At 71.4% G+C, this 26,449-nt stretch carries 25 protein-coding genes; 23 read left to right on the forward strand and 2 right to left on the reverse strand.

Translation table 11 applies throughout. The features are described 5' to 3' along the window. Positions 1-61: 61 nt before the first annotated feature. The gene (ftsY, locus tag ACH45E_RS32465) at positions 62-1,264 is read left to right on the forward strand and encodes a signal recognition particle-docking protein FtsY (protein WP_361447253.1); all 1,203 of its coding nucleotides are present in this window, start codon (positions 62-64) and stop codon (positions 1,262-1,264) included. A gap of 142 nt (positions 1,265-1,406) precedes the next feature. Here ftsY and ACH45E_RS32470 read toward each other — a convergent pair whose 3' ends face one another. Then, a complete protein-coding gene (locus ACH45E_RS32470) occupies positions 1,407-2,063 on the reverse strand; it encodes a bifunctional DNA primase/polymerase (RefSeq protein ID WP_361447251.1) in 657 nt (218 codons plus the stop codon). Positions 2,064-2,551: 488 nt separating this feature from the next. Here ACH45E_RS32470 and ACH45E_RS32475 point away from each other — a divergent pair, with 488 nt between their 5' ends. From ACH45E_RS32475 to ftsH, 6 genes are all read left to right on the forward strand, one after another. After that, positions 2,552-4,030 carry a hypothetical protein gene (locus tag ACH45E_RS32475; RefSeq protein WP_361447249.1) on the forward strand — a complete coding sequence of 493 codons (1,479 nt, stop codon included), beginning with the start codon at positions 2,552-2,554 and terminating at the stop codon, positions 4,028-4,030. A 398-nt stretch (positions 4,031-4,428) separates the two neighbouring features. After that, the gene (locus tag ACH45E_RS32480; RefSeq protein ID WP_361447247.1) at positions 4,429-5,772 is read left to right on the forward strand and encodes an ammonium transporter; all 1,344 of its coding nucleotides are present in this window, start codon (positions 4,429-4,431) and stop codon (positions 5,770-5,772) included. Continuing rightward, complete coding sequence (locus ACH45E_RS32485) at positions 5,769-6,107, forward strand: P-II family nitrogen regulator (RefSeq protein ID WP_039656487.1); 339 nt, start codon at positions 5,769-5,771, stop codon at positions 6,105-6,107. The genes ACH45E_RS32480 and ACH45E_RS32485 overlap by 4 nt, the downstream gene beginning before the upstream one ends. A gap of 35 nt (positions 6,108-6,142) precedes the next feature. Beyond that, positions 6,143-8,599 carry a [protein-PII] uridylyltransferase gene (locus tag ACH45E_RS32490; protein WP_361447245.1) on the forward strand — a complete coding sequence of 819 codons (2,457 nt, stop codon included), beginning with the start codon at positions 6,143-6,145 and terminating at the stop codon, positions 8,597-8,599. Between the two features lie 90 nt (positions 8,600-8,689). After that, positions 8,690-10,243, forward strand: coding sequence for a signal recognition particle protein (gene ffh / locus ACH45E_RS32495; protein WP_361447243.1), 1,554 nt, complete (start codon positions 8,690-8,692; stop codon positions 10,241-10,243). A gap of 95 nt (positions 10,244-10,338) precedes the next feature. Then, positions 10,339-12,273, forward strand: a complete 1,935-nt coding sequence (gene ftsH / locus ACH45E_RS32500; RefSeq protein WP_361447241.1) for an ATP-dependent zinc metalloprotease FtsH — start codon at positions 10,339-10,341, stop codon at positions 12,271-12,273. 24 nt (positions 12,274-12,297) lie between these two features. Here the strand turns inward: ftsH and ACH45E_RS32505 are convergent, their stop codons facing one another. Continuing rightward, positions 12,298-13,131, reverse strand: a complete 834-nt coding sequence (locus ACH45E_RS32505; RefSeq protein WP_361447239.1) for a methyltransferase domain-containing protein — start codon at positions 13,129-13,131, stop codon at positions 12,298-12,300. 199 nt (positions 13,132-13,330) lie between these two features. Here ACH45E_RS32505 and proS point away from each other — a divergent pair, with 199 nt between their 5' ends. The 16 genes from proS to dprA all read left to right on the forward strand — a co-directional run bounded on the left by proS (position 13,331) and on the right by dprA (position 26,212). Next, entirely contained in the window at positions 13,331-14,746 is a 1,416-nt protein-coding gene (proS, locus tag ACH45E_RS32510) for a proline--tRNA ligase (RefSeq protein WP_361447237.1), read from the forward strand. Between the two features lie 270 nt (positions 14,747-15,016). Continuing rightward, a complete protein-coding gene (locus ACH45E_RS32515) occupies positions 15,017-15,619 on the forward strand; it encodes a hypothetical protein (protein ID WP_361447235.1) in 603 nt (200 codons plus the stop codon). Positions 15,620-15,913: 294 nt separating this feature from the next. Further along, positions 15,914-16,333, forward strand: a complete 420-nt coding sequence (gene rpsP / locus ACH45E_RS32520) for a 30S ribosomal protein S16 (protein ID WP_133027307.1) — start codon at positions 15,914-15,916, stop codon at positions 16,331-16,333. 5 nt (positions 16,334-16,338) lie between these two features. Then, positions 16,339-16,578 carry an RNA-binding protein gene (locus tag ACH45E_RS32525; protein ID WP_005479813.1) on the forward strand — a complete coding sequence of 80 codons (240 nt, stop codon included), beginning with the start codon at positions 16,339-16,341 and terminating at the stop codon, positions 16,576-16,578. Positions 16,579-16,672: 94 nt separating this feature from the next. Further along, positions 16,673-17,224: a ribosome maturation factor RimM gene (rimM, locus tag ACH45E_RS32530; protein WP_361447233.1), complete on the forward strand. Its 552-nt coding sequence runs from the start codon at positions 16,673-16,675 to the stop codon at positions 17,222-17,224. Continuing rightward, positions 17,224-18,057 (forward strand): tRNA (guanosine(37)-N1)-methyltransferase TrmD, encoded by an 834-nt coding sequence (gene trmD, locus ACH45E_RS32535; RefSeq protein WP_361447231.1) that lies wholly within the window; start codon positions 17,224-17,226, stop codon positions 18,055-18,057. Before rimM ends, trmD begins: the two co-directional genes overlap by 1 nt. Before the next feature lie 135 nt (positions 18,058-18,192). Further along, complete coding sequence (gene rplS / locus ACH45E_RS32540) at positions 18,193-18,543, forward strand: 50S ribosomal protein L19 (RefSeq protein ID WP_030612790.1); 351 nt, start codon at positions 18,193-18,195, stop codon at positions 18,541-18,543. Positions 18,544-18,588: 45 nt separating this feature from the next. Then, positions 18,589-19,287 (forward strand): signal peptidase I, encoded by a 699-nt coding sequence (gene lepB / locus ACH45E_RS32545; protein ID WP_361447229.1) that lies wholly within the window; start codon positions 18,589-18,591, stop codon positions 19,285-19,287. Next, a complete protein-coding gene (gene lepB, locus ACH45E_RS32550; protein ID WP_361447227.1) occupies positions 19,280-20,371 on the forward strand; it encodes a signal peptidase I in 1,092 nt (363 codons plus the stop codon). Before lepB (ACH45E_RS32545) ends, lepB (ACH45E_RS32550) begins: the two co-directional genes overlap by 8 nt. Then, positions 20,262-21,248 (forward strand): signal peptidase I, encoded by a 987-nt coding sequence (gene lepB / locus ACH45E_RS32555; protein ID WP_361447225.1) that lies wholly within the window; start codon positions 20,262-20,264, stop codon positions 21,246-21,248. Before lepB (ACH45E_RS32550) ends, lepB (ACH45E_RS32555) begins: the two co-directional genes overlap by 110 nt. 58 nt (positions 21,249-21,306) lie before the next feature. Next, on the forward strand, positions 21,307-22,086 hold the full coding sequence (gene lepB / locus ACH45E_RS32560) for a signal peptidase I (RefSeq protein ID WP_361447223.1): 780 nt from the start codon (positions 21,307-21,309) through the stop codon (positions 22,084-22,086). Further along, the gene (locus ACH45E_RS32565) at positions 22,076-22,600 is read left to right on the forward strand and encodes an NUDIX hydrolase (protein WP_361447221.1); all 525 of its coding nucleotides are present in this window, start codon (positions 22,076-22,078) and stop codon (positions 22,598-22,600) included. Before lepB (ACH45E_RS32560) ends, ACH45E_RS32565 begins: the two co-directional genes overlap by 11 nt. 56 nt (positions 22,601-22,656) lie before the next feature. After that, the gene (locus ACH45E_RS32570; protein ID WP_003965949.1) at positions 22,657-22,965 is read left to right on the forward strand and encodes a DUF2469 domain-containing protein; all 309 of its coding nucleotides are present in this window, start codon (positions 22,657-22,659) and stop codon (positions 22,963-22,965) included. 88 nt (positions 22,966-23,053) lie between these two features. After that, complete coding sequence (locus ACH45E_RS32575; RefSeq protein WP_361447219.1) at positions 23,054-23,428, forward strand: YraN family protein; 375 nt, start codon at positions 23,054-23,056, stop codon at positions 23,426-23,428. Between the two features lies 1 nt (position 23,429). Beyond that, positions 23,430-25,055 carry a YifB family Mg chelatase-like AAA ATPase gene (locus tag ACH45E_RS32580; protein WP_361447217.1) on the forward strand — a complete coding sequence of 542 codons (1,626 nt, stop codon included), beginning with the start codon at positions 23,430-23,432 and terminating at the stop codon, positions 25,053-25,055. Next, entirely contained in the window at positions 25,052-26,212 is a 1,161-nt protein-coding gene (gene dprA, locus ACH45E_RS32585) for a DNA-processing protein DprA (RefSeq protein ID WP_361447216.1), read from the forward strand. The genes ACH45E_RS32580 and dprA overlap by 4 nt, the downstream gene beginning before the upstream one ends. The last annotated feature ends 237 nt before the right edge of the window (positions 26,213-26,449 follow it).

Consider the following 26,449-nt stretch of genomic DNA (forward strand, 5'->3'; position numbering starts at 1 on the left):
GAGGCACACCGGAGCGCTCCGCCCGGCTGAGCCCGTGGCAGGGATGGATACTGGTGCCGTTATGGAAACCATCATCCTTGTTGTAGTCATCGCCGTGGTCGTGCTCGCCGCGCTCGGTGGGCTCGTCGTCGGCAGCAGGCGGAAGAAGCCGCTGCCCCCGCCGCCCCCCAGCACGCCCGACATCACCGCGCCCCCGGCCGAGCCGCATGTCGGCGACGAGGCCGAGACGCCGCGCGAGGAGCCGCGCCGGACGATCGAGGAGGTGGACCTCCCGGGCGGCCCGGCACCGGTCGTCGTGGAGGAGCCCCCCGCCGCCGAGGCTCCCGCGATCGAGATCCCGGAGCCCACGGCCGGCCGCCTGGTGCGGCTGCGCGCCCGCCTCTCCCGCTCGCAGAACGCCCTCGGCAAGGGCCTGCTCACCCTGCTCTCCCGCGAGCACCTCGACGACGAGACCTGGGAGGAGATCGAGGACACGCTGCTCACCGCCGACGTCGGCGTGCTGCCCACCCAGGAGCTGGTCGAACGACTGCGTGAGCGGGTCAAGGTGCTCGGCACCCGCACCCCCGCGGAGCTGCGCGGCCTGCTGCGCGAAGAGCTGGTCAAGCTGGTCGGCACCGAGTACGACCGCACGGTCAAGACGGAACCCGAGGACCGCAAGCCGGGCATCGTGATGGTCGTGGGCGTCAACGGCACCGGCAAGACCACCACCACCGGCAAGCTCGCCCGTGTCCTGGTGGCCGACGGCCGCACCGTCGTCCTCGGCGCGGCCGACACCTTCCGGGCCGCCGCCGCCGACCAGCTGCAGACCTGGGGCGAGCGCGTGGGCGCCTACACCGTGCGCGGGCCCGAGGCCGGCGACCCCGCCTCCGTCGCCTTCGACGCGGTCAAGGAGGGCAAGGAGATGGGGGTCGACGTCGTCCTCATCGACACCGCCGGCCGGCTGCACACCAAGACCGGTCTCATGGACGAGCTCGGCAAGGTCAAGCGCGTGGTCGAGAAGCACGCGCCGCTCGACGAGGTGCTGCTCGTCCTCGACGCCACCACCGGCCAGAACGGTCTCGTGCAGGCCCGCGTCTTCGCCGAGGTCGTCGACATCACCGGCATCGTGCTGACCAAGCTGGACGGTACCGCCAAGGGTGGCATCGTGGTCGCGGTCCAGCGCGAGCTGGGCGTGCCGGTCAAGCTGATCGGTCTCGGCGAGGGCGCGGACGACCTGGCGCCGTTCGAGCCGGAGGCGTTCGTTGACGCCCTTATCGGCGAGTGACCCCACCCACCTGCCGACGCCGGCACGTGACCCACGAAGCGCCCGCCCCCGAACCACAGCCGGGGACGGGCGCTTCGCCGTTCGAGCGGGGCGGTGCCGGGGTCCGCCCTTCGGGCGGACGACGGGAATTGTCAGACAGGCCCTAGGCCCGTGACCGGTGTGCCACGTACGCCAGCGTGCCCAGGAGCAGCCGGGCCGCCGGAGGCTTGGTCGCGGCGTCCAGCGCGGGTGGCCGCAGCCAGCGCACCGGGCCCAGGCCGGCCTGGTCGGAGGGCGGTGCGGTGATGTGCGTACCGGGGCCGAGGCCGCGAAGGTCGAGGGCGGCGGGGGCGTCCCAGCCCATCCGGTACAGCAGCGCGGGTAGCTCCGCGGCGGCGCCGGGAGCGACGAAGAAGTGGGCTCGGCCGTCGGGGGTCGCGGTGACCGGGCCGAGGGGGATGCCCATGCGCTCCAGGCGGACCAGCGCCCGGCGGCCGGCCGGCTCGGCGACCTCGATCACGTCGAACGCCCGCCCGACCGGCAGCATCACGGCGGCGCCCGGGAACTCGGCCCAGGCCTTGGTCGCCTCGTCCAGCGTGGCCCCGGCACAGACCCGCGGCGCGAACGCGAGAGGGTGCGCACCCGGGGCGGGGCAGTCGGTGAGGCCGCAGGAGCAGGCGCCCGCCGAGGCCCGCGCGCCGGGCACCACGTCCCAGCCCCACAGTCCGGTGAACTCGGCGACGGCGGTGCACTCCGACGAGCGGCCGCGCCGACGTGCGCCGGAGCGGATCTCGCGGATGCCGCCGATCGTGAACTCCATGCCCCCTCCAACGGGTCCAACGCGCCGGTGGTTACGCGGCGGAATGAGACGGAAACGGAAAGTGACCGTCACGCTCCGCCTTCCCTCTCTTCGCGCTCTTCCCGCTCGTTGCGGACGGTTTCCCGCTTGCGGCGGACGGCGTCCGGAAGCGCTCGGGGTCGTACGCCCGGCCGCGCGCGCCCCTGGATGCATCGCTTCATCACTTCCCGCCGTCCTGTGTCAAGTGAATCGCGCCTGGCCGACCGTTAGTTCATTCGAAGGGGTGGCGAATGGTGGCGTTTCCGGGATCGTCGTGGCTGCGTCAGTGATCGTAGGATTACGGTGTGTGCACGAGTCCTGGGGGCACATGCACTCGTGGGTATGCCGGAGGCAAGTCGGCATCTCGTTCGAAGGGTGGCAACCGCCGGACGGGAGGCCGTATTTACCGGCATTCTGATAAGGCTTGGCGCAGTCGGCGACAAGTGGTCTCAGGGAGTGGGGGCGTTCCAGTGAGCGGCAACGGCGGTAGTGGGACGAACGCTGACAAGCGCCCCAACGAGCTGCTCGGTTCGTGGTTCGTGCGCAGCGGCTGGTCCAAAGGCGAGCTCGCCCGCCAAGTCAACCGCCGAGCCCGCCAGTTGGGCGCCAACCACATCTCCACGGACACCTCACGGGTGCGCCGCTGGCTGGACGGTGAGAACCCGCGCGAGCCGATCCCCAGGATCCTCTCCGAGCTGTTCTCCGAGCGGTTCGGCTGCGTCGTCTCCGTCGAGGACCTCGGTCTGCGCGCCGTCCGCCAGTCACCCTCCGCATCCGGCGTGGACCTGCCCTGGACGGGCCCGCAGACGGTGGCACTGCTCAGCGAGTTCTCGCGCAGCGACCTGATGCTGGCGCGGCGCGGCTTCCTCGGAACCTCGCTGGGCCTGTCCGCGGGCCCGTCCCTCATCGAGCCGATGCAGCGCTGGCTCGTCCCCTCGCCGTCCATGGCCGTCCCGCACCAGGCCGGGCCCGCCGCCGAGCCCCGCCGCCCGGGCCGGCTGTCCATGCCGGAGCTGGACCTGCTGGAGACCACCACGATGATGTTCCGGCAGTGGGACGCGCAGTGCGGCGGCGGCCTGCGCCGCAAGGCCGTCGTCGGCCAGTTGCACGAGGTCACCGACCTCCTCCAGGAACCCCAGCCCGAGGCCACCACCCGCAAGCTCTTCCAGGTCGCCGCCGAGCTCGCCGAACTCGCGGGCTGGATGTCGTACGACGTCGGGCTCCAGCCCACCGCGCAGAAGTACTTCGTCCTCGCCCTGCACGCCGCCAAGGAAGCCGGGGACAAGCCGCTCGGCTCGTACGTCCTGTCCAGCATGAGCCGCCAGATGATCCACCTCGGCCGGCCCGACGACGCTCTGGAACTGATCCACCTCGCCCAGTACGGCAGCCGCGACTGCGCCGGCCCGCGCACCCAGGCCATGCTGTATGCGATGGAGGCCCGCGCCTACGCCAACATGGGCCAGCCCGGCAAGTGCAAGCGGGCGGTGCGGATGGCCGAGGACACCTTCGCCGAGGCCGACGAGTGGGACGATCCCGACCCCGACTGGATCCGCTTCTTCTCCGAGGCCGAGCTGTACGCGGAGAACTCCCACTCCTTCCGCGACCTCGCCTATGTCGCGGGCCGCAGCCCCACCTACGCCTCCGAGGCCGAGCCGCTGATGCAGCGGGCCGTGGAACTGTTCGCCAAGGACCACGAGCACCAGCGGTCGTACGCGCTCAATCTCATCGGCATGGCCACCGTGCACCTGCTGCGCCGCGAGCCCGAGCAGAGCGCGGTGCTGGCCTCGCAGGCCATGCAGGTCGCCAAGAAGGTCCGCTCCGAGCGGGTGAACACCCGTATCCGAAAGACCGTCGACACCGCCGTCCGTGACTTCGGCGACCTCACCGAGGTCATCGAGCTCGGCGAGCAGCTCGCCGTCGACCTCCCGGAGACCGCCGAAGCGGTCTGACCCCGCGAAACCCCGGCCGCGGCCGGCCCTCCCGAACTGTCCGACTCGGCTCCCCCATGCCAGGTCATCGGAAGGCCGCCCGCGGCCGGTCTCCCCTGTGCGCCTAAACCGGCGTCGCTCTCGCGGACGTGGCTGACCGCCGTGTGGGTTCCTCAATTGATGGTTGCGGTCGTCTCCGCCCAAGGTTGCGCCACGATAACGATCGGCGCGGGCGGCATCTCGCACTTCACCTACGCGTAACACGCAGGGCGTCTTCGTCACCCCGGCGAAACAACGAGGGGCTTCCACCGAAACCGCGCTGCGCCAATCTCATGGCGCATAACCGGCCCACCCCTCACTGACCGGACCGCTCAAGGCTTCGCCCGCACGGGGCCGTACCAATCGACGAGGAGACGCCGATGGCACCAGCCATCACGCTTGCCGCGGAGGCACCCAAGCTGTCCTCCGCGAACACAGGCTTCATGCTCATCTGTTCCGCCCTGGTGCTGCTCATGACACCCGGACTCGCCTTCTTCTACGGAGGCATGGTCCGCGTCAAGAGCACCCTGAACATGCTGATGATGAGCTTCATCAGCATCGGGATCGTCACGATCCTGTGGGTCCTCTACGGCTTCTCCCTCGCCTTCGGCACGCACAACAGCCTCATCGGCTGGAACACCGACTGGTTCGGCCTCAGCAACATCGGCCTGACGGAGCTGTGGGACGGCTACACCATCCCGATCTTCGTCTTCATGGTCTTCCAGCTGATGTTCGCGGTGATCACGCCGGCCCTGATAAGCGGCGCCCTCGCCGACCGCGTCAAGTTCTCGGCCTGGTCGCTGTTCGTCGCCCTGTGGCTCACGGTCGTCTACGTCCCGGTCGCCCACTGGGTGTGGGGCGCCGACGGCTGGGCCTACAAGCTCGGTGTGATCGACTTCGCCGGTGGTACGGCGGTCCACATCAACGCCGGTGCCGGCGCCCTCGGCGTCATCCTGGTCATCGGCAAGCGTGTCGGCTTCAAGAAGGACCCGATGCGCCCGCACAGCCTCCCGCTGGTCATGCTCGGTGCCGGTCTGCTGTGGTTCGGCTGGTTCGGCTTCAACGCTGGCTCGTGGCTCGGCAACGACGACGGCGTCGGCGCGCTGATGTTCGTCAACACGCAGGTCGCCACCGCCGCCGCCATGCTGGCCTGGCTCGCCTACGAGAAGATCCGCCACGGCGCGTTCACCACGCTGGGCGCCGCCTCCGGCGCGGTCGCCGGTCTGGTCGCCATCACCCCGTCCGGTGGCGCGGTCTCCCCGCTCGGCGCGATCGCCGTCGGCGCCATCGCCGGTGTCGCCTGCGCCGCGGCCGTCAGCCTGAAGTTCCGGTTCGGCTACGACGACTCCCTCGACGTCGTCGGCGTCCACATGGTCGGCGGCATCATCGGCTCCCTGCTCATCGGCTTCTTCGCCACCGGCAAGGGCCAGTCCACCGCGACCGGTGTCCTCTACGGCGACCACACCTTCACCCAGCTGTGGAAGCAGTGCGCCGGTGTCGGCGCGGTCCTCGCCTACTCCCTGATCGTCTCCGCCGTCCTCGCCTTCCTCCTCGACAAGACCATCGGCATGCGGGTCACCGAGGACGAGGAGGTGTCCGGCATCGACCAGGCCGAGCACGCCGAGACCGCATACGACTTCAGCGGCGCCGGCGGCGGTGTCGTCGGATCCGTCGGCGGTTCGGCCCTGGCCGCCGCCGCGCAGAGCAAGAAGGTGGACGCATGAAGCTCATCACCGCCGTCGTCAAGCCCCACCGGCTCGACGAGATCAAGGAGGCCCTCCAGGCCTTCGGCGTCCACGGGCTGACGGTCACCGAGGCGAGCGGTTACGGTCGTCAGCGGGGCCACACCGAGGTCTACCGCGGTGCCGAGTACACCGTCGACCTGGTGCCCAAGATCCGCATCGAGGTGCTGGCCGAGGACGACGACGCCGAACAGCTGATCGAGGTCGTCGTCAAGGCGGCCCGCACCGGCAAGATCGGTGACGGCAAGGTCTGGTCCCTGCCGGTCGAGACGGCCGTACGGGTACGGACCGGCGAGCGCGGCCCGGACGCGCTGTAGTACAGAACCATCTGCATACAGTCAGGAGCGGCTGGGTGACGAGTACGGATGTGCGGAACGAAGCGGATGACTCGGGACCCAGCGGCTACGCGGCGGCCCGGCTGCGCCTCCTCGGTGAGGGGGCGCGGTCCGGGCCGCCGCGCCGTACCGCCCTCGCCGAGCTGACCGACGACTGGCTGTCGGGGCTGTTCAGCGCGGCGGCCGACGGACTGGACGGACTGGGGGGCGTCTCCCTCGTCGCGGTCGGCGGCTACGGGCGCGGCGAGCTGTCCCCGCGCAGCGACCTCGACCTGCTCCTGCTGCACGACGGCGGCGACACCAAGGCGGTGGCCGCCCTCGCCGACCGGCTCTGGTACCCGGTCTGGGACCTCGGCCTCGCCCTCGACCACTCCGTGCGCACCCCGGCCGAGGCCCGCAAGACGGCCGGCGAGGACCTCAAGGTCCAGCTCGGCCTCCTCGACGCCCGCCATCTCGCCGGTGACCTCGGCCTCACCGCCGGACTGCGCACCACGGTGCTCGCCGACTGGCGCAACCAGGCGCCGAAACGTCTCCCCGAACTCCAGGAGCTGTGCGCCGAGCGCGCCGAACGCCAGGGCGAGCTCCAGTACCTGCTGGAGCCCGACCTCAAGGAGGCGAGGGGCGGTCTGCGTGACGCCACCGCCCTGCGCGCGGTCGCCGCCTCCTGGCTGGCCGACGCCCCGCGCGAGGGCCTCGCGGACGCCCGGCGGCGCCTGCTGGACGTACGCGACGCCCTGCACCTGGCCACGGGCCGGGCCACCGACCGGCTGGCGCTGCAGGAGCAGGACCAGGTGGCCGCCGAACTCGGCCTGCTCGACGCCGACACCCTGCTGCGCCAGGTGTACGAGGCCGCACGGGTCATCTCGTACGCCAGCGACGTCACCTGGCGCGAAGTGGGGCGCGTGCTGCGGTCGCGCGCCGTACGGCCGCGCCTGCGCGCCATGCTGGGCGGCGGCAAGCCGGCCCCCGAGCGGTCTCCGCTGGCCGAGGGGGTCGTGGAGCAGGACGGCGAGGTGGTGCTCGCCCGCGCCGCACGCCCCGAACGCGACCCCGTGCTGCCGCTGCGTGCCGCGGCCGCCGCCGCACAGGCCGGCCTCCCGCTCTCCCTGCACGCCGTACGCCGCATGGCGGCCCATGGGCGGCCCCTGCCCACGCCTTGGCCCGCCGAGGCGCGCGAGCAGCTGGTCACCCTGCTCGGCTCGGGCCGCCCGACGGTGGACGTCTGGGAGGCACTGGAGGCCGAGGGCCTGATCACCAGGCTGCTGCCCGACTGGGAGCGGGTCCGCTGCCGCCCGCAGCGCAACGCCGTCCACCTCTGGACCGTCGACCGGCACCTGATCGAGACCGCCGTCCGCGCCTCCGAGCTGACCCGCCGCGTCAGCCGCCCCGACCTGCTCCTGGTCGCCGCGCTGCTGCACGACATCGGCAAGGGCTGGCCCGGCGACCACTCCGTGGCCGGCGAGATCATCGCCAAGGACGTCGCGGCCCGGATCGGCTTCGACCGCGCCGACGTGGCCGTACTGTCCGCCCTCGTACGCCACCATCTCCTCCTCGTCGACACCGCCACCCGGCGCGACCTGGAGGACCCGGCCACCGTCCAGTCGGTCGCCGAGGCCGTCGGTACCCAGAGCACGCTGGAACTGCTGCACGCCCTCACCGAGGCGGACGCGCTGGCCACCGGCCCGGCCGCGTGGTCCTCCTGGCGGGGCTCCCTCGTCGCCGACCTGGTCAAGCGGGTCTCCGCCGTCCTCGCCGGGGACGCCCCCGACGAACCCGAGGCCGCCGCGCCCACCGCAGAACAGGAGCGGCTCGCCGTCGAGGCCTTCCGCACCGGCGGGCCGGTCCTCGCACTGCGCGCCCAGACCGAGCCGCCGGCCGAGGAACCGTCGGGCGAGCCCGAGCCTCTCGGCGTGGAGCTCGTCATCGCCGTACCGGACCAGCCCGGCGTCCTGCCCGCCGTCGCCGGTGTCCTCGCCATGCACCGCCTGACCGTCCGGACCGCGGAACTGCGCGCACTGGAGCTGCCGGGCGGCTTCGAGGAGGGTTCGGTGCTGCTCCTGAACTGGCGGGTGGCCGCGGAGTACGGCTCCCTGCCCCAGGCGGCCCGGCTGCGCGCGGATCTCGTACGCGTCCTCGACGGCAGCCTCGGCATCGCCGGCCGTCTCGCCGAACGCGACGCCGCCTACCCCCGACGCCGTGGCCGGGTGGCCCCGCCCCCGCGGGTCACGGTCGCCCCGGCCGCCTCCCACCACGCCACGGTGATCGAGGTCCGCGCCCAGGACGCGCCCGGGCTGCTGTTCCGGATCGGGCAGGCGCTGGAGGACGCGGGCGTACGGGTGCGCAGCGCGCATGTGTCGACCCTGGGATCCAACGCCGTCGACGCCTTCTACGTCACCGCGCCCAAGGGTGCTCCGCTGCCGGGTGAGGAGGCGGCTTCGGTGGCGCGTGCGCTGGAGGAGGCACTGCGGGCGTGACCTTCTGGACAGGCGGGGACGATTGTCTTGCGCGGCCGGATACCCTGGAAGACGCTCAGACTGCCCCCGACTCCGAGGACCGACGCCGCCGTGTTCGATACTCTTTCCGATCGCCTCTCAGCGACTTTCAAGAACCTGCGCGGCAAGGGACGGCTCTCCGAGGCGGACATCGACGCCACGGCCCGTGAGATCCGCATCGCGCTCCTCGAGGCGGACGTGGCGCTGCCCGTCGTGCGGACGTTCATCAAGAACATCAAGGAGCGGGCGCTCGGCGCCGAGGTCTCCCGGGCGCTGAACCCCGCCCAGCAGGTGCTGAAGATCGTCAACGACGAGCTCGTCACCATCCTCGGCGGTGAGACCCGCCGTCTCCGCTTCGCCAAGCAGCCGCCCACCGTGATCATGCTCGCCGGTCTCCAGGGCGCCGGTAAGACCACGCTCGCGGGCAAGCTCGGCCGGTGGCTGAAGGAGCAGGGGCACTCGCCCCTGCTGGTCGCCGCCGACCTCCAGCGGCCGAACGCCGTGAACCAGCTCAGCGTGGTCGCCGAGCGGGCCGGTGTCGCGGTGTACGCGCCGGAGCCGGGCAACGGCGTCGGTGACCCGGTGAAGGTCGCCAAGGACTCCATCGAGCACGCGCGGACCAAGGTCCACGACATCGTGATCGTGGACACCGCCGGCCGCCTGGGCATCGACCAGGAGATGATGCAGCAGGCCGCGGACATCCGCGACGCCGTCAGCCCCGACGAGATCCTCTTCGTCGTCGACGCCATGATCGGTCAGGACGCGGTCAACACCGCGGAGGCCTTCCGCGACGGCGTCGGCTTCGACGGCGTGGTGCTCTCCAAGCTCGACGGCGACGCCCGCGGTGGCGCTGCCCTGTCGATCCGCCAGATCACCGGCAAGCCGATCATGTTCGCGTCGAACGGCGAGAAGCTCGAGGACTTCGACGCCTTCCACCCGGACCGGATGGCCTCCCGCATCCTCGACATGGGTGACCTGCTCACCCTGATCGAGCAGGCGGAGAAGACGTTCAGTCAGGAAGAGGCCGAGAAGATGGCCTCCAAGCTGGCGTCCAAGAAGGGCCAGGACTTCACCCTGGACGACTTCCTGGCCCAGATGGAGCAGGTCAGGAAGATGGGCAGCATCAGCAAGCTGCTCGGCATGCTGCCCGGCATGGGTCAGATCAAGGACCAGATCAACAACCTGGACGAGCGGGAAGTCGACCGGGTCGGCGCGATCATCAAGTCGATGACCCCGGGCGAGCGCCAGGACCCGACGATCATCAACGGCTCGCGCCGCGCCCGTATCGCCAGGGGTTCCGGTGTCGAGGTCAGCGCGGTGAAGGGCCTGGTCGAGCGGTTCTTCGAGGCCCGCAAGATGATGTCCCGCATGGCCCAGGGCGGCGGCATGCCCGGCATGCCGGGGATCCCGGGCATGGGCGGTGGCCCCGGCCGGAGCAAGAAGCAGCCCAAGCAGGCCAAGGGCAAGCAGCGCTCCGGCAACCCGATGAAGCGCAAGCAGCAGGAGCAGGAGGCGGCTGCCCGCCGCGCCGCCGGAGCCCAGGGCGCCGGTGCCTTCGGCCTGCCGGGCCAGCAGGCCGGGGAGGACTTCGAACTCCCGGACGAGTTCAAGAAGTTCATGGGCTGACACGCACCCACGCGGTACGAGACTGAGGGCGCCCCTTCCGCGAAGGGGCGCCCTCAGCGCGTGCCATGGCCCGCTGTGTGCCGTAACGTCCAGATATGAGCAACGCCGGGCCACCCCCCAGGGTCCCCGACCGCCCGTGGCGCACCGAGGGCACCCCGGACGAGGCGCCGCGGCGGCCCGGCGGCAGATGGCCGCGCGGCCGGTGGTGGGGGCTGGCCGTCACCGCGGTGATCGTCTTCCTGCTGGCGTACGTCGGGCTGAACTACCTCGGCCAGGGCAACGAGCCGACGATCTCGTACACGGAGTTCAGCAGGCAGGTCGACGCGGGCAACGTCGCCAAGATCTACTCCAAGGGCGACGCGATCCAGGGGCAGCTCAAGAGCGCCCGTGGCAACCCCGAGGGCGGTGGCCAGTACACCAAGTTCAAGACGCAGCGCCCGGCCTTCGCGGACGACAACCTCTGGCGGAGCCTGAGCAGCCATGGCGTCACGGTGACCGCGCAGCCGGTGGTGCAGCAGCGCAGCCTGCTGTCCAACCTGCTGCTCTCCCTCGCGCCACTGGTGGTGCTGGCGGCGGTGTGGATCTTCTTCGCACGGCGGCTGCGCGCGGGCGGCCTGGGCGGCGCCGGGGGCATGCTCGGCCGCAAGGCGCCGCCGAGGCCGGTCGAGCTCCAGCCGGGCACGCAGCGCAACACGTTCGCCGACGTGGCGGGCATCGACGAGGTCAAGGGCGAGCTGGACGACGTCGTCGACTTCCTGGAGCACCCGGACGTCTACCGCAGGATGGGCGCGAAGATGCCGCGCGGCGTGCTGCTCGCGGGGCCGCCCGGCACCGGCAAGACGCTGCTGGCGCGGGCCGTGGCGGGTGAGGCGGGCGTGCCGTTCTTCTCGGCCTCCGCCTCGGAGTTCATCGAGATGATCGTGGGCGTCGGCGCCTCCCGCGTGCGCGAGCTGTTCGGCGAGGCGCGCAAGGTGGCCCCGTCGATCATCTTCATCGACGAGATCGACACGATCGGGCGGGCCCGGGGCGGCGGCGCCTCGGTGAGCGGCCACGACGAGCGTGAGCAGACGCTGAACCAGATCCTCACCGAGATGGACGGCTTCTCCGGGTCGGAGGGCGTGGTCGTCATCGCGGCGACGAACCGTGCCGACATCCTGGATCCGGCGCTGACCCGGCCCGGCCGCTTCGACCGGGTGGTCAACGTCTCCCCGCCGGACCGCGGCGGACGCGAGGCCATCCTGCGGATCCACACCCGCGGGATTCCGCTCGCCCCCGAGGTGGACCTGACCCAGGTGGCCCGCACCACCCCGGGCATGACAGGTGCGGATCTGGCCAATCTCGCCAACGAGGCCGTACTGCTCGCGATCAAGCGCAAACAGGAGCAGGTGACCCAGTCCGAGCTCTCGGAGGCCCTGGAGAAGGTGCAGCTGGGCGCCGAACGCACCCTGGTCATGCCCGAGGAGGACCGTCGCCGCACCGCCTACCACGAGAGCGGCCACGCCCTCCTGGGCATGCTCCAGCCCGGCGCCGACCCCGTCCGCAAGGTCACCATCGTGCCGCGCGGCCGGGCCCTCGGGGTGACCATGTCGACCCCCGAGGTGGAGCGGTACGCGCACTCGGAGGAGTACCTGCGCGGCCGCATCATCGGCGCCCTGGGCGGCATGGCGGCGGAAGAGGTGGTCTACGGGGTCGTCACCACGGGGGCGGAGAACGACCTCGAACAGGTCACCAACATCGCGCGCGGGATGGTGGCCCGCTGGGGCATGAGCGAGCGCGTCGGCCGCCTCTCCGCCCTCCCGAGCGACGCCCAGCAGGCGTACGGGCTCGCCGCCGCCCCGCACACCCTCGACGTGATCGACGGCGAGATGCGGCGGATCGTCGACGAGTGCTACGCGCAGGCGCGCCGCAAACTGCTCGACCACCGCGGGCGGCTGGACGCCCTCGCCCACGCGCTGCTGGAGCACGAGACGCTGGAGGAGGCGGACGCCTACCGGATCGCCGGGATCACCCGCCTGACGAAGGGGGAGTGACGGACTCGGCCCGGGGGGCGCGGCCTAGGGAACGCGGGCGATCAGGTACCGGAAGATGTTCGGCATCCACACCGTGCCGTCCCCCCGCCGGTACGGATGCAGCGCCTCCACCAGCTCCTTGTCCACCCGGTCCCGGTCCGTCGCGGCGACCGCCGGGTCCAGCAGGCCCGTCGACATGAGGCCGCGGGCGGCGCTGTCGAGGTCGGCGTATCCGAAGGGACAGGCGACCCGGCCCGAGCCGTCCGGCTTCAGCCCGGCCCGCTGGGCGACCTCCTCGAGGTCGTCGCGCAGGGCGGGGTGCCACTGGGCCGGCCGGGTGGCCGCCCGCAGCACCGCCGAGGTGGCGCAGCGCTCCTGCGGGCCCCAGCCGGCCAGCACCACGGGCGTCCCACGCGCGACGAGCGGGACCGCCTCGGCGAGCAGCTCACCGAGGTCCTCGCAGCCGGCCGCCGGGGACCTGACGGGGTCGAAGGCGGTCACCAGGGTGTAGGCGGGGGAGTCCGTGCCGGCCGCGTCCCGGAGCGAACCGGCGACGATCCGGGTGCGGGCACGCGCGCGCGTGGTCCAGCCGTCCGGCTGCAGGCGTTGCCGCGCGAGGGCGAGTCGCTCGGGGGAGGAGTCGACACCGGCGACCGCGGCCCTTCTGGAGGCAGCCATCAGCAGGGCGAGTCCGGAGCCGCAGCCGAGGCCCAGCAGCCGTGTGCCGGGGCCCACTTCAAGTCGCTCGTAGACGGCCTCGTAGAGCGGGACCAGCATCCGCTCCTGAATCTCGGACCAGTCACGCGCGCGTGCGCACAGGTTCACGCCGGGCGTCGAACCCGCGTGAGACAGGTGTTGCCGCACGAGCGTAGGTGTCATAGGTAAGCGCCCCAATCCGCAGAGAGTTGCCGCTGTGCCCCGTTGCGTGGCCCCCGTGCCGTGCGCTCGCACCTTCCACGTATGTCAGGTAACTCCCGGCTCGCGGCGGCGTCCAGTGCCGGCGGGGCCCTCCTTGTGCCTTCCCTGTGCCAGTGGCGAGAATTCACATCCCCGCAACGTGAGCCCGTACCATCTCGCCATGGCCAAGGCACCCGTTCTCACACCGCGGGCGGACGACTTCCCCCGGTGGTACCAGGATCTGATCAACAAGGCCGAACTGGCCGACAACGGTCCGGTGCGCGGCACCATGGTCATCCGACCGTACGGGTACGGGCTGTGGGAGCGGATGCAGGCGGAGATGGACGCCCGCATCAAGGAGACGGGCACCCAGAACGCGTACTTCCCGCTGCTGATCCCGCAGTCGTACCTCACCAGGGAGGCCGACCACGTCGAGGGGTTCGCGCCCGAGCTCGCGGTGGTCACGCACGGCGGCGGCAAGGAGCTGGAGGAGCCGGCGGTGGTCCGGCCGACCTCCGAGATGATCATCAACGACTACTTCTCGAAGTGGGTGCAGAGCTACCGGGACCTGCCCTTGCTGATCAACCAGTGGGCGAACGTGGTCCGTTGGGAGCTCAGACCCCGGCTGTTCCTGCGCACGACGGAGTTCCTGTGGCAGGAGGGCCACACGGCGCACGCGACGCGTCAGGACGCCCGCGACTTCGCCTCCCACATCCACCGCGAGGTCTACGAGGACTTCATGGTGAACGTGCTCGCCATGGACGTCGTTCCCGGCCGCAAGACCGCCAAGGAGCGGTTCGCGGGCGCCATCAACACCCTCACGCTCGAAGGCATGATGGGCGACGGCAAGGCCCTTCAGATGGCGACCAGCCACGAGCTGGGCCAGAACTTCGCCAAGGCCTTCAACACCTCGTACCTGTCCAAGGACGGCACGCAGGAGCTGGTCTGGCAGACCTCCTGGGGCTCGACCACGCGCATGATCGGCGCGCTGGTGATGATGCACGGCGACGACAACGGCCTCAGGGTTCCGCCGCGCCTGGCGCAGACCCAGGTCGTCGTCCTCGCGATCAAGGGCGACGAGGCGGTCCTGGCCAAGGTACGCGAGATCGGCGACCGGCTGAAGGCGGCCGGCCTGCGCGTCCAGGTCGACGACCGTGTCGACACGCCCTTCGGCCGCCGCGCCGTCGACTGGGAGCTCAAGGGCGTGCCCGCGCGCGTGGAGGTCGGCCCCCGGGACCTGGAGAACGGCACCGCGATGCTGGCGCGCCGCATCCCCGGAGGCAAGGAGCCGGTGGCGGTCGAAACGCTCGCGGACGTCCTGCCCGCGATGCTGGAGGAGGACCAGGCGCTGCTGCTGCGGCAGTCCCGTGAGCGCCGCGAGTCCCGTACCTCCGACGTGTCCTCGACCGCGGAGGCAGTGGAGGCGGTCGGCGCCGGCGGCTGGGCGCGTATCCCCTGGGCGAAGCTCGGTGCGCAGGGCGAGGCCGAGCTGGCCGAGCACGCGGTGACCGTACGGTGTCTGGTCGCCGCGGACGGCTCCGTGCCGGACGACGAGGACGCACCGGGTAACACCGCGCTCGTCGCGCGCGCTTACTGAGTAGTGCCCTTTCAGCGCGAGAGCGACCGAAACGCGTCTTGCGCACCTGCGCATCACGGGCGGCCCGGCGCGGGGACACCATCTACGCGCCGGGGCGTACGTGGGCGTACGTCAGGCTACGCACCGGCTTGGTAGGAGCTGTGCGGCTTCTGGGCAGATCAGCGCACCCGCCCTCGTCAGGACGCATCAGCGGCAACTGACGGGTACGTGCAAATTATTTGGGATGGCCCGGAATCGGAACACAGGGGCACCCAGGCTCGTTGTCATTACGTGAGCACGACACAGACACCACCTGTTCTCGCCGCAGAGCTGGCGCAGGCGTGGGCCGACATTCAGCGGTACCACCCCGAGCTGCCGGACCTTGCCGCGCCAGAGTCCCTGATCGGAGAATCGTCGTCCGCCTGCGGTCACGAGCTCTCCTTCGAGCGACTGCTGCACGAAGCAGTCCACGGCATCGCCGCCGCGCGCGGAATCCGCGACACCTCCCGCGCCGGTCGCTACCACAACCGCCGATTCCTCGCGATCGCCGAGGAGCTGGGCCTGGACCACCCCGACGAACCGCACCCCAGCAGCGGTTTCTCGCTGGTCACGCTCAATCCCGAGGCGAAGCGGCGCTATCGGCCGACCATCGAGCGCCTTCAGCGCGCCCTGAAGGCCCACACGGCGGCGACGTCCGCCGACACCTCCCGTACGTTCCGCGGCCCGGCCGCCCGCCACGGCTCCTCCGGCGGCGGCGTCCGTGTCAAGGCGGTCTGCGACTGCGGACGCAACGTCCGGGTGGTGCCCTCGGTCCTGGCCCAGGCCCCGATCGTGTGCGGCGGCTGCGGCAAGCCGTTCCGGATCCCGGACATCGTGGGAGCGGCGGCGAGCTGAGGTCACGGCTGCTCGTGGCAGCCGCGACCCGGCCCTCCCCGCCGGGCGAGCACCCGACGTACCTCACCTCCGCGCCGGGTGCCCCTCAGGCATGCCCGGGCACGCCCTCCCCGCCCTCGGCACCCTCGGCCAAGAGTGACCCGCCGCGTATGGCACAATGGCTAGCTGTACTCGACAGCCGCACAGGACCCCTCTCTCCTCCGGCTGACGCGTCCGTCGGGCACTCGGGTACCGCAACCCCACGCGGCAGTTCCGCCGTGCCCAACCACGTCAAATCCAGGAGAATCCACTCCCGTGGCAGTCAAGATCAAGCTGAAGCGTCTGGGCAAGATCCGTTCGCCTCACTACCGCATCGTCGTCGCCGACTCCCGTACCCGCCGTGACGGCCGGGCCATCGAGGAGATCGGCAAGTACCACCCGACCTACAACCCGTCGGTCATCGAGGTGGACGCCGACCGCGTGGCGTACTGGCTGGGTGTCGGCGCGCAGCCGACCGAGCCCGTGCTCGCCATCCTGAAGAAGACCGGCGACTGGCAGAAGTTCAAGGGCGAGCCCGCCCCGGCGCCGCTGCTCGTCGCCGCGCCGAAGGCCACGCGTCCGACGTTCGAGGCTCTCGGCGGTGACGACGAGGGCAAGGGTGAGGCGATCACCCAGAAGAAGAAGGCTGAGAAGAAGGACGAGGCCGCGGCTGAGTCCGAGTCGACCGAGGCCTGAGCAGCATGCTCGAAGAGGCGCTTGAGCACCTCGTGAAGGGCATCGTCGACAACCCTGACGATGTGCAGGTCGCCTCGCGCGACCTGCGCCGCGGGCGCGTGCTCGAGGTCCGGGTGCATCCCGACGACCTCGGCAAGGTGATCGGCCGCAACGGCCGCACCGCGCGCGCCCTGCGCACCGTCGTGGGCGCCATCGGCGGCCGCGGCGTCCGCGTCGACCTCGTCGACGTGGACCACGTCCGCTGACGTTTTCGCAGCACCGGCTCGGGCCGGGGAGGGCCACTGGGCCGTCCCCGGCCCGACGTCGTACGGCCGGTCGTATGACAGGAGAGCAAGCACAGTGCAGCTGGTAGTCGCACGGATCGGCCGTGCCCACGGCATCAAGGGCGAGGTCACCGTCGAGGTCCGTACCGACGAGCCGGAACTCCGGCTCGGACCCGGTGCCGTACTGACCACGGATCCCGCCTCGACGGGGCCGCTCACCATCGCGACCGGCCGGGTGCACAGCGGCCGGCTCCTCCTGCGTTTCGAGGGCGTCGCCGACCGCAACGCCGCCGAGGCGCTGCGCAACACCCTCCTGATCGCCGAGGTCGACCCGAACGAGCTCCCCGAGGAGGAGGACGAGTACTACGACCACCAGCTCGTCGACCTCGACGTGGTGACCGAGGACGGTACGGAGGTCGGCCGGATCACCGAGATCTCGCACCTGCCCACCCAGGACCTGTTCATCGTGGAGCGCCCCGACGGGACCGAGGTCATGATCCCGTTCGTCGCGGAGATCGTCACCGAGATCGACCTGGAGGAGCAGCGCGCGGTCATCGCTCCGCCGCCGGGTCTGATCGACGACCGGGCGGAGATCGCGTCCTCCCGGGACGCCGGGGACGATGCCTGATGCGCCTCGACGTCGTCACGATCTTCCCCGAGTACCTGGAACCGCTGAACGTCTCCCTCGTGGGCAAGGCACGCGCGCGTGGACAGCTGAACGTGCACGTGCACGACCTGCGCGCGTGGACCTACGACCGCCACAACACGGTCGACGACACCCCGTACGGCGGCGGTCCCGGCATGGTCATGAAGACCGAGCCCTGGGGCGACGCCCTCGACTCCGTCCTCGCCGACGGCTACGAGACGGGCTCCCGGGCCCCCGCGCTGATCGTCCCCACCCCCAGCGGCCGTCCCTTCACCCAGGAACTGGCCGTCGAGCTGTCCGAGCGCCCCTGGCTGGTCTTCACCCCGGCCCGCTACGAGGGCATCGACCGGCGCGTCATCGACGAGTACGCCACCCGGATGCCGGTGTACGAGGTGTCCATCGGCGACTACGTCCTGGCCGGCGGCGAGGCGGCCGTACTCGTCGTCACGGAGGCGGTGGCACGGCTGCTGCCCGGCGTCCTCGGCAACGCCGAGTCCCACCGGGACGACTCCTTCGCGCCCGGCGCGATGGCGAGTCTCCTGGAAGGCCCCGTCTACACCAAGCCGCCCCTCTGGCGCGGCCGCGACATCCCGGACGTGCTGCTCAGCGGCCACCACGGCAAGATCGCCCGCTGGCGCCGGGACGAGGCCCTGAGGCGTACGACGGCCAACCGCCCCGACCTCATCGAGCGCTGCGATCCCAAGGCGTTCGACAAGAAGGACCGCGAGATGCTGTCCATCCTGGGCTGGGCCCCCGACCCGGAGGGCGAGCCCCACGGCCGATTTTGGCGCAGGACCGAGGGCGTGGAAGAATAGGCCGCTGCTGTGCGTCCGTCCGGTGTGCGCCCCTGCCACAGGGGGACACGACGTCCGCCCCGACCCGCGCGGCAGCCCCTGTGAACACCTAGTTCCCGTTGATGACCTGTGGCATCAGCGAAGAAAGCAGACGAAATGTCTCACCTGCTCGACTCCGTCGACTCCGCGTCGCTGCGCAGCGACATCCCGGCCTTCCGCCCGGGTGACACCGTCAACGTCCACGTCCGCGTCATCGAGGGCAACCGCTCCCGTGTGCAGCAGTTCAAGGGCGTTGTGATCCGCCGCCAGGGCTCCGGTGTCCGCGAGACCTTCACGGTCCGCAAGGTCTCCTTCTCCGTCGGCGTCGAGCGCACCTTCCCGGTGCACACCCCGATCGTGGAGAAGATCGAGCTCGTCACCCGCGGTGACGTGCGCCGCGCCAAGCTGTACTACCTGCGCGAGCTGCGCGGCAAGGCCGCGAAGATCAAGGAGAAGCGCGAGAGCTGAGCGCCTCCCGGACGTCACAGCGAGGCCGGATAGCATCTGGCCTCGATGGACACCGAAGCACAGCCGACGGAGCGCGACCGCTCCTCCCGCCCCGACGACACCAGGGGTACGGAGGATCGGTCGCGTTTCGCGTTGGTGTCGCGGATCACCGACTGGCTGCCGGGCGGGTTGATCACCCTCACCCTCCTCGTCTGCCTGGTGTTTTTGCTCCTCCTCAACGCGTTCGTGGCCCAGCCATTCCAAATTCCCAGCGGATCCATGGAACAGGGATTGAGGATCGGGGACCGCGTTCTCGTAAATAGGTTGGCGTACCGTTTCGGTGCCCAGCCGCGACGTGGCGATGTGGTCGTGTTCGACGGCACCGGGTACTTCGGGCACGCCGACTACATCAAGCGCGTTGTGGGTGTGGGGGGCGACCATGTTGTCTGCTGCGACAAGGAGGGGCGGATCCAAGTGAACGGCCGGTCGGTCGACGAGACGGCGTTCCTCTACCCCGGGGACAGCGCGTCATCCGTCCCCTTCGACGTCGTGGTGCCCGACGGCAGGCTCTTCGTCCTCGGCGACCACCGCAGCGACTCCAGCGACTCCCGCGACCACCTGGGCTCACCCGGTGGCGGCATGGTCCCCGTCGGTGACGTGATCGGCCGGGCCGACTGGATCGTCTGGCCGTCCGCCCGTCTCACGCACCTGAAGCGCCCCGCCGCCTATGCGCGCGTGCCCGCCGCGGAGGGCGCCCATGGGTAACCGCGGCAAACCGCGCGGTGTGCCCAGTGGCCCCGCCGAGAACATGCTGCCCACCGGCTTCCGCCGCGCTTCCGCCAAGCCGTCCGGCGGACGCACGCGTGCGGAGCGGCGCAAGCTGCAGCGCAAGGTCAAGCGCAAGCGCAGGCGCAGCGCTGTCCGGGAGATCCCTCTCCTGGTCGGCGTGGCCGTCCTGATAGCGCTCGTGCTCAAGACCTTCCTCGTCCAGGCGTTCGTGATCCCCTCGGGCTCCATGGAGCAGACGATCCGGATCGGCGACCGCGTCCTGGTCGACAAGTTCACCCCGTGGTTCGGCTCGAAGCCGCAGCGCGGGGACGTCGTCGTGTTCCACGATCCGGGCGGCTGGCTGGCGGACGAGCAGACCACCAAGAAGAGCGACCCCGTGGGGGTCAAGCAGGTCAAGGAAGGCCTCCAGTTCATCGGCCTGCTGCCTTCCGACAACGAGAAGGACCTGATCAAACGGGTCATCGGGGTCGGCGGGGATCACGTCAAGTGCTGTGACTCCCAAGGCCGCGTGACCGTCAACGGCGTCCCCCTGTCCGAGACGGACTACCTGTATCCGGGCAACGCACCCTCCCAGACATCGTTCGACATCACCGTCCCCAAGGGACGGCTCTGGGTGATGGGCGACCACCGCGGCAACTCCGCGGACTCCCGGTACCACCAGAACACCAGCTACGGAGGCACGGTCGCCCTGAGCTCGGTGGTCGGACGCGCGATGGTCATCGGCTGGCCGATGGGTCACTGGACCAGCCTCAAGGAACCGCAAACCTTTTCTTCCGTCACCGACGCGGGGGCCACGACGACCTCGTCCTCGCGGCTGTCGCATAGGGTTGTCACCGACGATCCCAACGGAACGATGCCACCCCCGACCCCTGCGGAACTTCCGCTCGTTATGGGAGTGGTGGGCCTGCACCGTGTATGGGGCAGGCGGCGGCACAGAGTGAGGAGTTGGCGTGGGGGATGTGGCGGTTGGCGCACGGTCCGGACACGACGGCGAGGAGAACCGCGGACGCCCCGTGGACGCGACCGCCGGCGCGGACGACGCCGTGACCTCCGGGAATGACTCCCCGGCGGGCGGCGACGGTGCGGGGCCGGGCGAGCCGCAGGGCTCGGCCGAGGACCGGGGCCCGACCGAGGGCCAGGGCTCCGGTGGCTCGACGCCGGCTCCCAGGAAGCCGCGCTCCTTCTGGAAGGAGCTGCCGATACTGATCGGCATCGCGCTCGTGCTGGCCCTGCTGATCAAGACGTTCCTGGTGCAGGCGTTCTCGATCCCGTCCGACTCGATGCAGAACACCCTCCAGGAGGGCGACCGGGTCCTCGTCGACAAGCTCACCCCGTGGTTCGGCTCCGAGCCCGAGCGCGGCGAGGTCATCGTCTTCCACGACCCCACCAAGTGGCTGCAGGGCGAGCCGACGCCCGAGCCCAACGCCGTGCAGAAGGTCCTCAGCTGGATCGGCCTGATGCCGTCGGCACAGGAGAAGGACCTGATCAAGCGGGTGATCGGGGTAGGCGGCGACACGGTCGAATGCAAGGGCACCGGCCCGCTGACGGTCAACGGCAAGGCGCTGAACGAGGAGTCGTACGTCTACGCCGGCAACACGCCGTGCACCGACGACGACTCGGGCGGCCAGTTCAAGGTCAAGGTGCCCAAGGGCTACGTCTGGGTCATGGGCGACCACCGCCAGAACTCGCGCGACTCGCGCTACAACCAGGACGACAAGTACCACGGCATGGTCCCGGTCAAGGACGTCGTCGGGCGTGCCATCGTCAAGGCCTGGCCGATCAACCGCTGGGGCACGCTGCCGGTTCCCGACACCTTCGACCAGTCGGGCCTCGACCAGCAGAGCTCCGCGGCCGGATCCCTCACGGTGGCCCCGCAGGCCATCGCCCTGACGGGTGTGCTTCCCGTGGTGGTCCGGCGGCGGAAGCGCAAGAGCTGACCAAGGCAGGTAAAGAGGGGCTGCACCCTGTCGGTACCGCCGGGTAGGGTGCGGGTCCATGGGTGGCGAGAGCACGACGCGTACGGTCCCGCGCAGCGGCGGGAGCACAGCAGCGGCACAGGTGGGCAGCCGGCTGGGACAGCGGCTGTCCGGAGTGGCCGTGGCACTGGGCCTGGTGTTGTTCCTCGGAGGCTTCGCCTGGGCGGCGGTGGTCTACCGGCCGTACACGGTGCCCACCAGTTCGATGTCGCCGACGATCGTCGCCGGTGACCGGGTGCTCGCCCAGCGCGTCGACGGCGGTGAGGTGCGCCGCGGCGACGTCGTGATCTTCCGTGACAAGAGCTGGGTGACGAACGCGAACGTGGTCAAGCGCGTCGTCGCGGTCGGCGGTGACACCGTCGCCTGCTGCACCGACGGCAAGCTGACCGTCAACGGCAAGCAGATCGACGAGCCGTACCTGCCCAAGGGCAGCCTGGCCGAGACCAAGAAGATCCCGACGGTGACCGTGCCCGAGGGCCGGCTCTTCCTGCTCGGCGACGATCGCCAGAACTCCCTGGACTCCAGCGCCCACCTCACCGACGCCGCCAGCGGCACGGTCGCCCGCAGCGCCGTCTCCGCCCGTGTCGACGCCGTCGTCTGGCCCATGAACGGCATGCTCAAGCGCCCCACCGGCTTCAAGGCCCTCGGTGCCCTCTCCCAGCCCGGTCCGCTGCGCACGATCGGCCTGCTGATCGCCGGTGGCGCCGTGCTCATCCTGGGCGGCGGAGCCTACGGCCCCATCGCCAAGCGGCTCGGCGGCCGCTCGCGGGCCCGTACGGAGCCCGTCGGTGCCGGCTGAGACCGCGCAGCCGGGCGGGGACTTCCGCGAGGGCGGGCTGCGCAAAGTCGCCCGGGTGGTCCTGCTCGACCCCGACGACCGCATCCTGCTGTTGCACGGTCACGAGCCGGACGACCCGGCCGACGACTGGTGGTTCACCCCCGGCGGCGGACTGGAGGGCGAGGAGACGCGCGAAGAGGCCGCGCTCAGGGAACTCGCCGAGGAGACCGGCATCACCGAGGTCGAACTCGGCCCGGTGCTGTGGCGGCGCATGTGCTCCTTCCCGTTCGCGGGCCGCCGCTGGGACCAGGACGAGTGGTACTACCTCGCCCGTACGACCCAGACCGCGATCCGTGCGACGGCCCTCACCGAACTGGAGCGGCGCAGCGTCGCGGGAGCACGCTGGTGGACGTGCCGGGAACTGACCCGGGCACATGAGACGGTGTATCCGACCAGACTCGCCGAGCTCCTTGGCAGGCTGCTCGACGAGGGTCCCCCGGCCAGGCCCGTGACCCTTGACCCGGAAATCGTCTAGGGGCCCGCGGGACTGGCGCACAATGGTGGGATCGCACGGCTGAAGGGGAACATGCCATGAGCGCCGAGGACCTCGAGAAGTACGAGACCGAGATGGAGCTCAAGCTCTACCGGGAGTACCGCGATGTCGTCGGTCTGTTCAAATATGTGATCGAGACCGAACGGCGCTTCTATCTCACCAACGACTACGAGATGCAGGTGCACTCGGTCCAGGGTGAGGTCTTCTTCGAAGTTTCCATGGCGGACGCCTGGGTCTGGGACATGTACCGGCCGGCCCGCTTCGTGAAGCAGGTCCGCGTGCTCACGTTCAAGGACGTGAACATCGAGGAGCTGAACAAGAGCGACCTGGAGCTCCCGGGCGGGTGACGGAGTTGTCCACAGCCGCGGGCTTGTCCACCAAGATCCAATAGCTCGCTGCTCTGCCCTCATCGTTGGCGCCGGAGGTGGTGCCGGGATGAAGGCATGCAACGCACAACGCAGTGCGCTGGGCAAGTACGGCGAGGACCTGGCCGCGCGGCGGCTGGGCGAGGCCGGGATGACCGTCCTGTGGCGCAACTGGCGCTGCGGCAGGACGGGTGAGATCGACATCGTGGCCCGGGACGGCGACGTCCTGGTGGTCTGCGAGGTCAAGACCCGCCGGGCGGGCCGCTTCGAACACCCCATGGCCGCGGTCACGCCGGCCAAGGCGGAGCGCCTGCGCGGACTGGCGGAGCGCTGGACGCAGGAACACGGAGGCGCCCCACCGGGAGGCGTCCGCATCGACCTCGTCGGCGTGCTGCTCCCCGACCGCGGCGCACCCTTGGTCGAGCACGTCCGGGGGGTGGCCTGACATGGGATTCGCACGTACGTGCTCCGTGGCGCTGGTGGGTGTCGAGGGAGTCGTGGTCGAGGTCCAGGCCGACCTGGAACCGGGCGTCGCGGCGTTCACCCTGGTGGGCCTGCCCGACAAGAGCCTGACGGAGAGTCGGGACCGGGTGCGGGCCGCGGTCGTGAACTCGGGCGGCGAATGGCCGCAGAAGAAACTCACGGTCGGCCTCAGCCCGGCCTCGGTGCCCAAGGCGGGCAGCGGCTTCGACCTGGCCGTCGCCTGCGCGGTGCTCGGCGCCGCCGAGCGGATCGACCCCCGGGTCCTCGCCGACATCGTGATGATCGGGGAACTGGGACTGGACGGCCGCGTCCGCCCGGTCCGGGGCATCCTGCCCGCCGTGCTGGCCGCGGCCGACGCCGGGTACGAGCAGATGGTCGTCCCGGAGTGCGCCGCCGCCGAGGCCGCCCTGGTGCCCGGTGTCTCGGTGCTCGGCATCCGCAGCCTGCGGCAGCTGATCGCCGTCCTGGCGGAGGAACCCGTACCCGAGGAGGAACCGCAGGACCTGGGACGCCCCGACCCGCTCCTGGCCGGTCTGCGCGTGCCCGGCACGGGAGCGGCCACCGGCATGCACAGCATCGGCGCCGGCCGGCACGAGCTCGACCACGACCTCGCCGACGTCGTCGGCCAGACCTCGGCCCGCACGGCGGTGGAGGTGGCCGCGGCCGGCGGGCACCACCTGTTCCTCGAAGGGCCGCCCGGCGCGGGCAAGACCATGCTCGCCGAGCGGCTGCCCGCCGTCCTGCCCCTGCTCGGCCGGCAGGACTCGCTTGAGGTGACGGCCGTGCACTCGGTGGCCGGGCTCCTGCCGCCGGGCAAACCCCTCATCGACGTCGCCCCCTACTGCGCCCCGCACCACTCGGCCACCATGCAGTCCCTCGTCGGCGGCGGCCCGGGCATCGCCAGGCCCGGCGCCGTCTCGCTCGCCCACCGGGGAGTGCTCTTCCTGGACGAGGCGCCGGAGTTCCACAGCCACACCCTCGACGCGCTGCGGCAGCCCCTCGAGTCCGGGCACGTCGTGATCGCGCGCAGCGCGGGCGTGGTGCGGTTCCCGGCGAGGTTCCTGATGGTGCTCGCGGCCAACCCGTGCCCCTGCGGACGCTTCTCGCAGCGCGACACGCTGTGCGAATGCCCGCCCTCGGCGATCCGCCGCTACCAGGCCCGGCTCTCCGGACCCCTGCTCGACCGGGTCGACCTGCGGGTCGAGGTCGACCCCGTCACCCGGGCCGAGCTCACCGGGCCCGGCGCGCGCGGCGAGTCCACGGCCACGGTCGCCGACCGGGTCCGGGCGGCCAGGGAACGGGCCGCCGCACGCCTGGCCGGAACCCCGTGGCGGGCCAACAGCGAGGTCCCGGGCAGGGAACTGCGCAGCCGCTGGCAGGCCGCGAGCGGTGCGATGGACGAGGCGGAACGGAGCCTGGAGCGGGGCGTGCTGACCGCCCGCGGGATCGACCGGGTGCTGCGGGTCGCCTGGACGGTGGCGGATCTCGTCGGCCATGACCGGCCCGACGCCACGGACGTCGCCCTGGCCCTGCAGCTGCGCACCGGCGTTCCCCGGGGAGTGCCGATGGCCATCGGGGCGCCGGCGTGACCCCGCCGGACGATCCGTACGGCGCACGGCTCTGCCGGGTCTTCCTCACCCGGGTCCTCGAACCCGGCGACGAGATGGGCGGTCGCTGGGTGCGGGAGCACGGGGTGCGGGAGGTCGCCCGGCGGCTACGGGAGGGCGGCGAGCCGCTGCCGGGGGCGAGCGGCGCCCGCTGGGCGGGGCTGCGGGCCCGCGCCGGGCGGGCCGGACCCGAGCGGGACCTGGAGGTCGCGCGGGCGGCCGGGGTGCGGTTCGTGTGCCCCGGGGACGCCGAGTGGCCGGCCCAGCTCGACGACCTCGGGGACGCCCGGCCCCTGGGGCTGTGGGTGCGTGGCCCGGCCTCCTTGCGGATGTGGGCGCTCAGATCGGTCGCCGTCGTGGGCGCCCGGGCCTGCACCGAGTACGGCGCCCATGCGGCGGCCACGCTCTCCGCCGGGCTCGCCGAGCGCGGCTGGGTGGTGGTCTCCGGCGGCGCCTACGGCGTCGACGGTGCCGCCCACCGGGGCGCGCTCGGCGCGGGCGGTGCCACCGTCGCCGTCCTGGCCTGCGGCGTCGACCGGCCCTACCCGCGCGGACATACCCAGCTGATCAGCAGGATCGCGGAACAGGGCCTCGTGATCGGCGAGTTGCCGCCCGGCGATCACCCGACCCCGAGCCGGTTCATCCTGCGCAACCGGGTGATCGCGGCGCTGACCAGGGGCACCGTGGTCGTGGAGGCCGCCTACCGCAGCGGCGCCCTGGTCACGGCGCGGGCGGCACAGCGGCTGGGGCGGCTCACCATGGGCGTGCCCGGGCCCGTCACCAGCGCCCTCTCGGCGGGGGTGCACGAGCTGCTACGCGGGGAGGCGGCACTCGTCACCGACGCGGCGGAGGTCGTCGAGCTGGTGGGGGACATCGGCGAGCTGGCTCCGGCGCGGCGCGGCCCGGTCCTCCCGCGCGACCTGCTGGAGCCCGGTGCCCGGCGGGTCCTCGCCGCCCTGCCCGCACACCGGCCGGCCCCGCCCGGGGAGATCGCGTGCGGCGCGCAGACCACGCGGGACGAGGCGATCGCCCGGCTGTACGAACTCCGAGCACTTGGTTACGTCGAACGACACGGCGATGGCTGGAAGTTGACACGCCAGGCGATGTTCCCGGGCGAGGACGGTCCCACCCGGTGTTGACCGAGAGTGTTCGCCCGTCCGGGGGAACCCCCGACACCCTTGGGTTTTCTCGGAGTTGGCACACCTCTTCGGTCACCCAGAGCGACGTACGCGGCATGCCGGGAGGCACCGCCGCGGGTGTCCCCGCAGGGGTTGAGGCTCGCTGTTCGCGCACCGCGACACGTCAGTCACGCTACGCTCACGAAGACCTCGGCGCAGACCACTGCAACTCCACACCAGACCGGCACCTCACCCAGT

Source organism: Streptomyces sp. NPDC020299 (genome assembly GCF_044387825.1).
Lineage (GTDB): Bacteria > Actinomycetota > Actinomycetes > Streptomycetales > Streptomycetaceae > Streptomyces.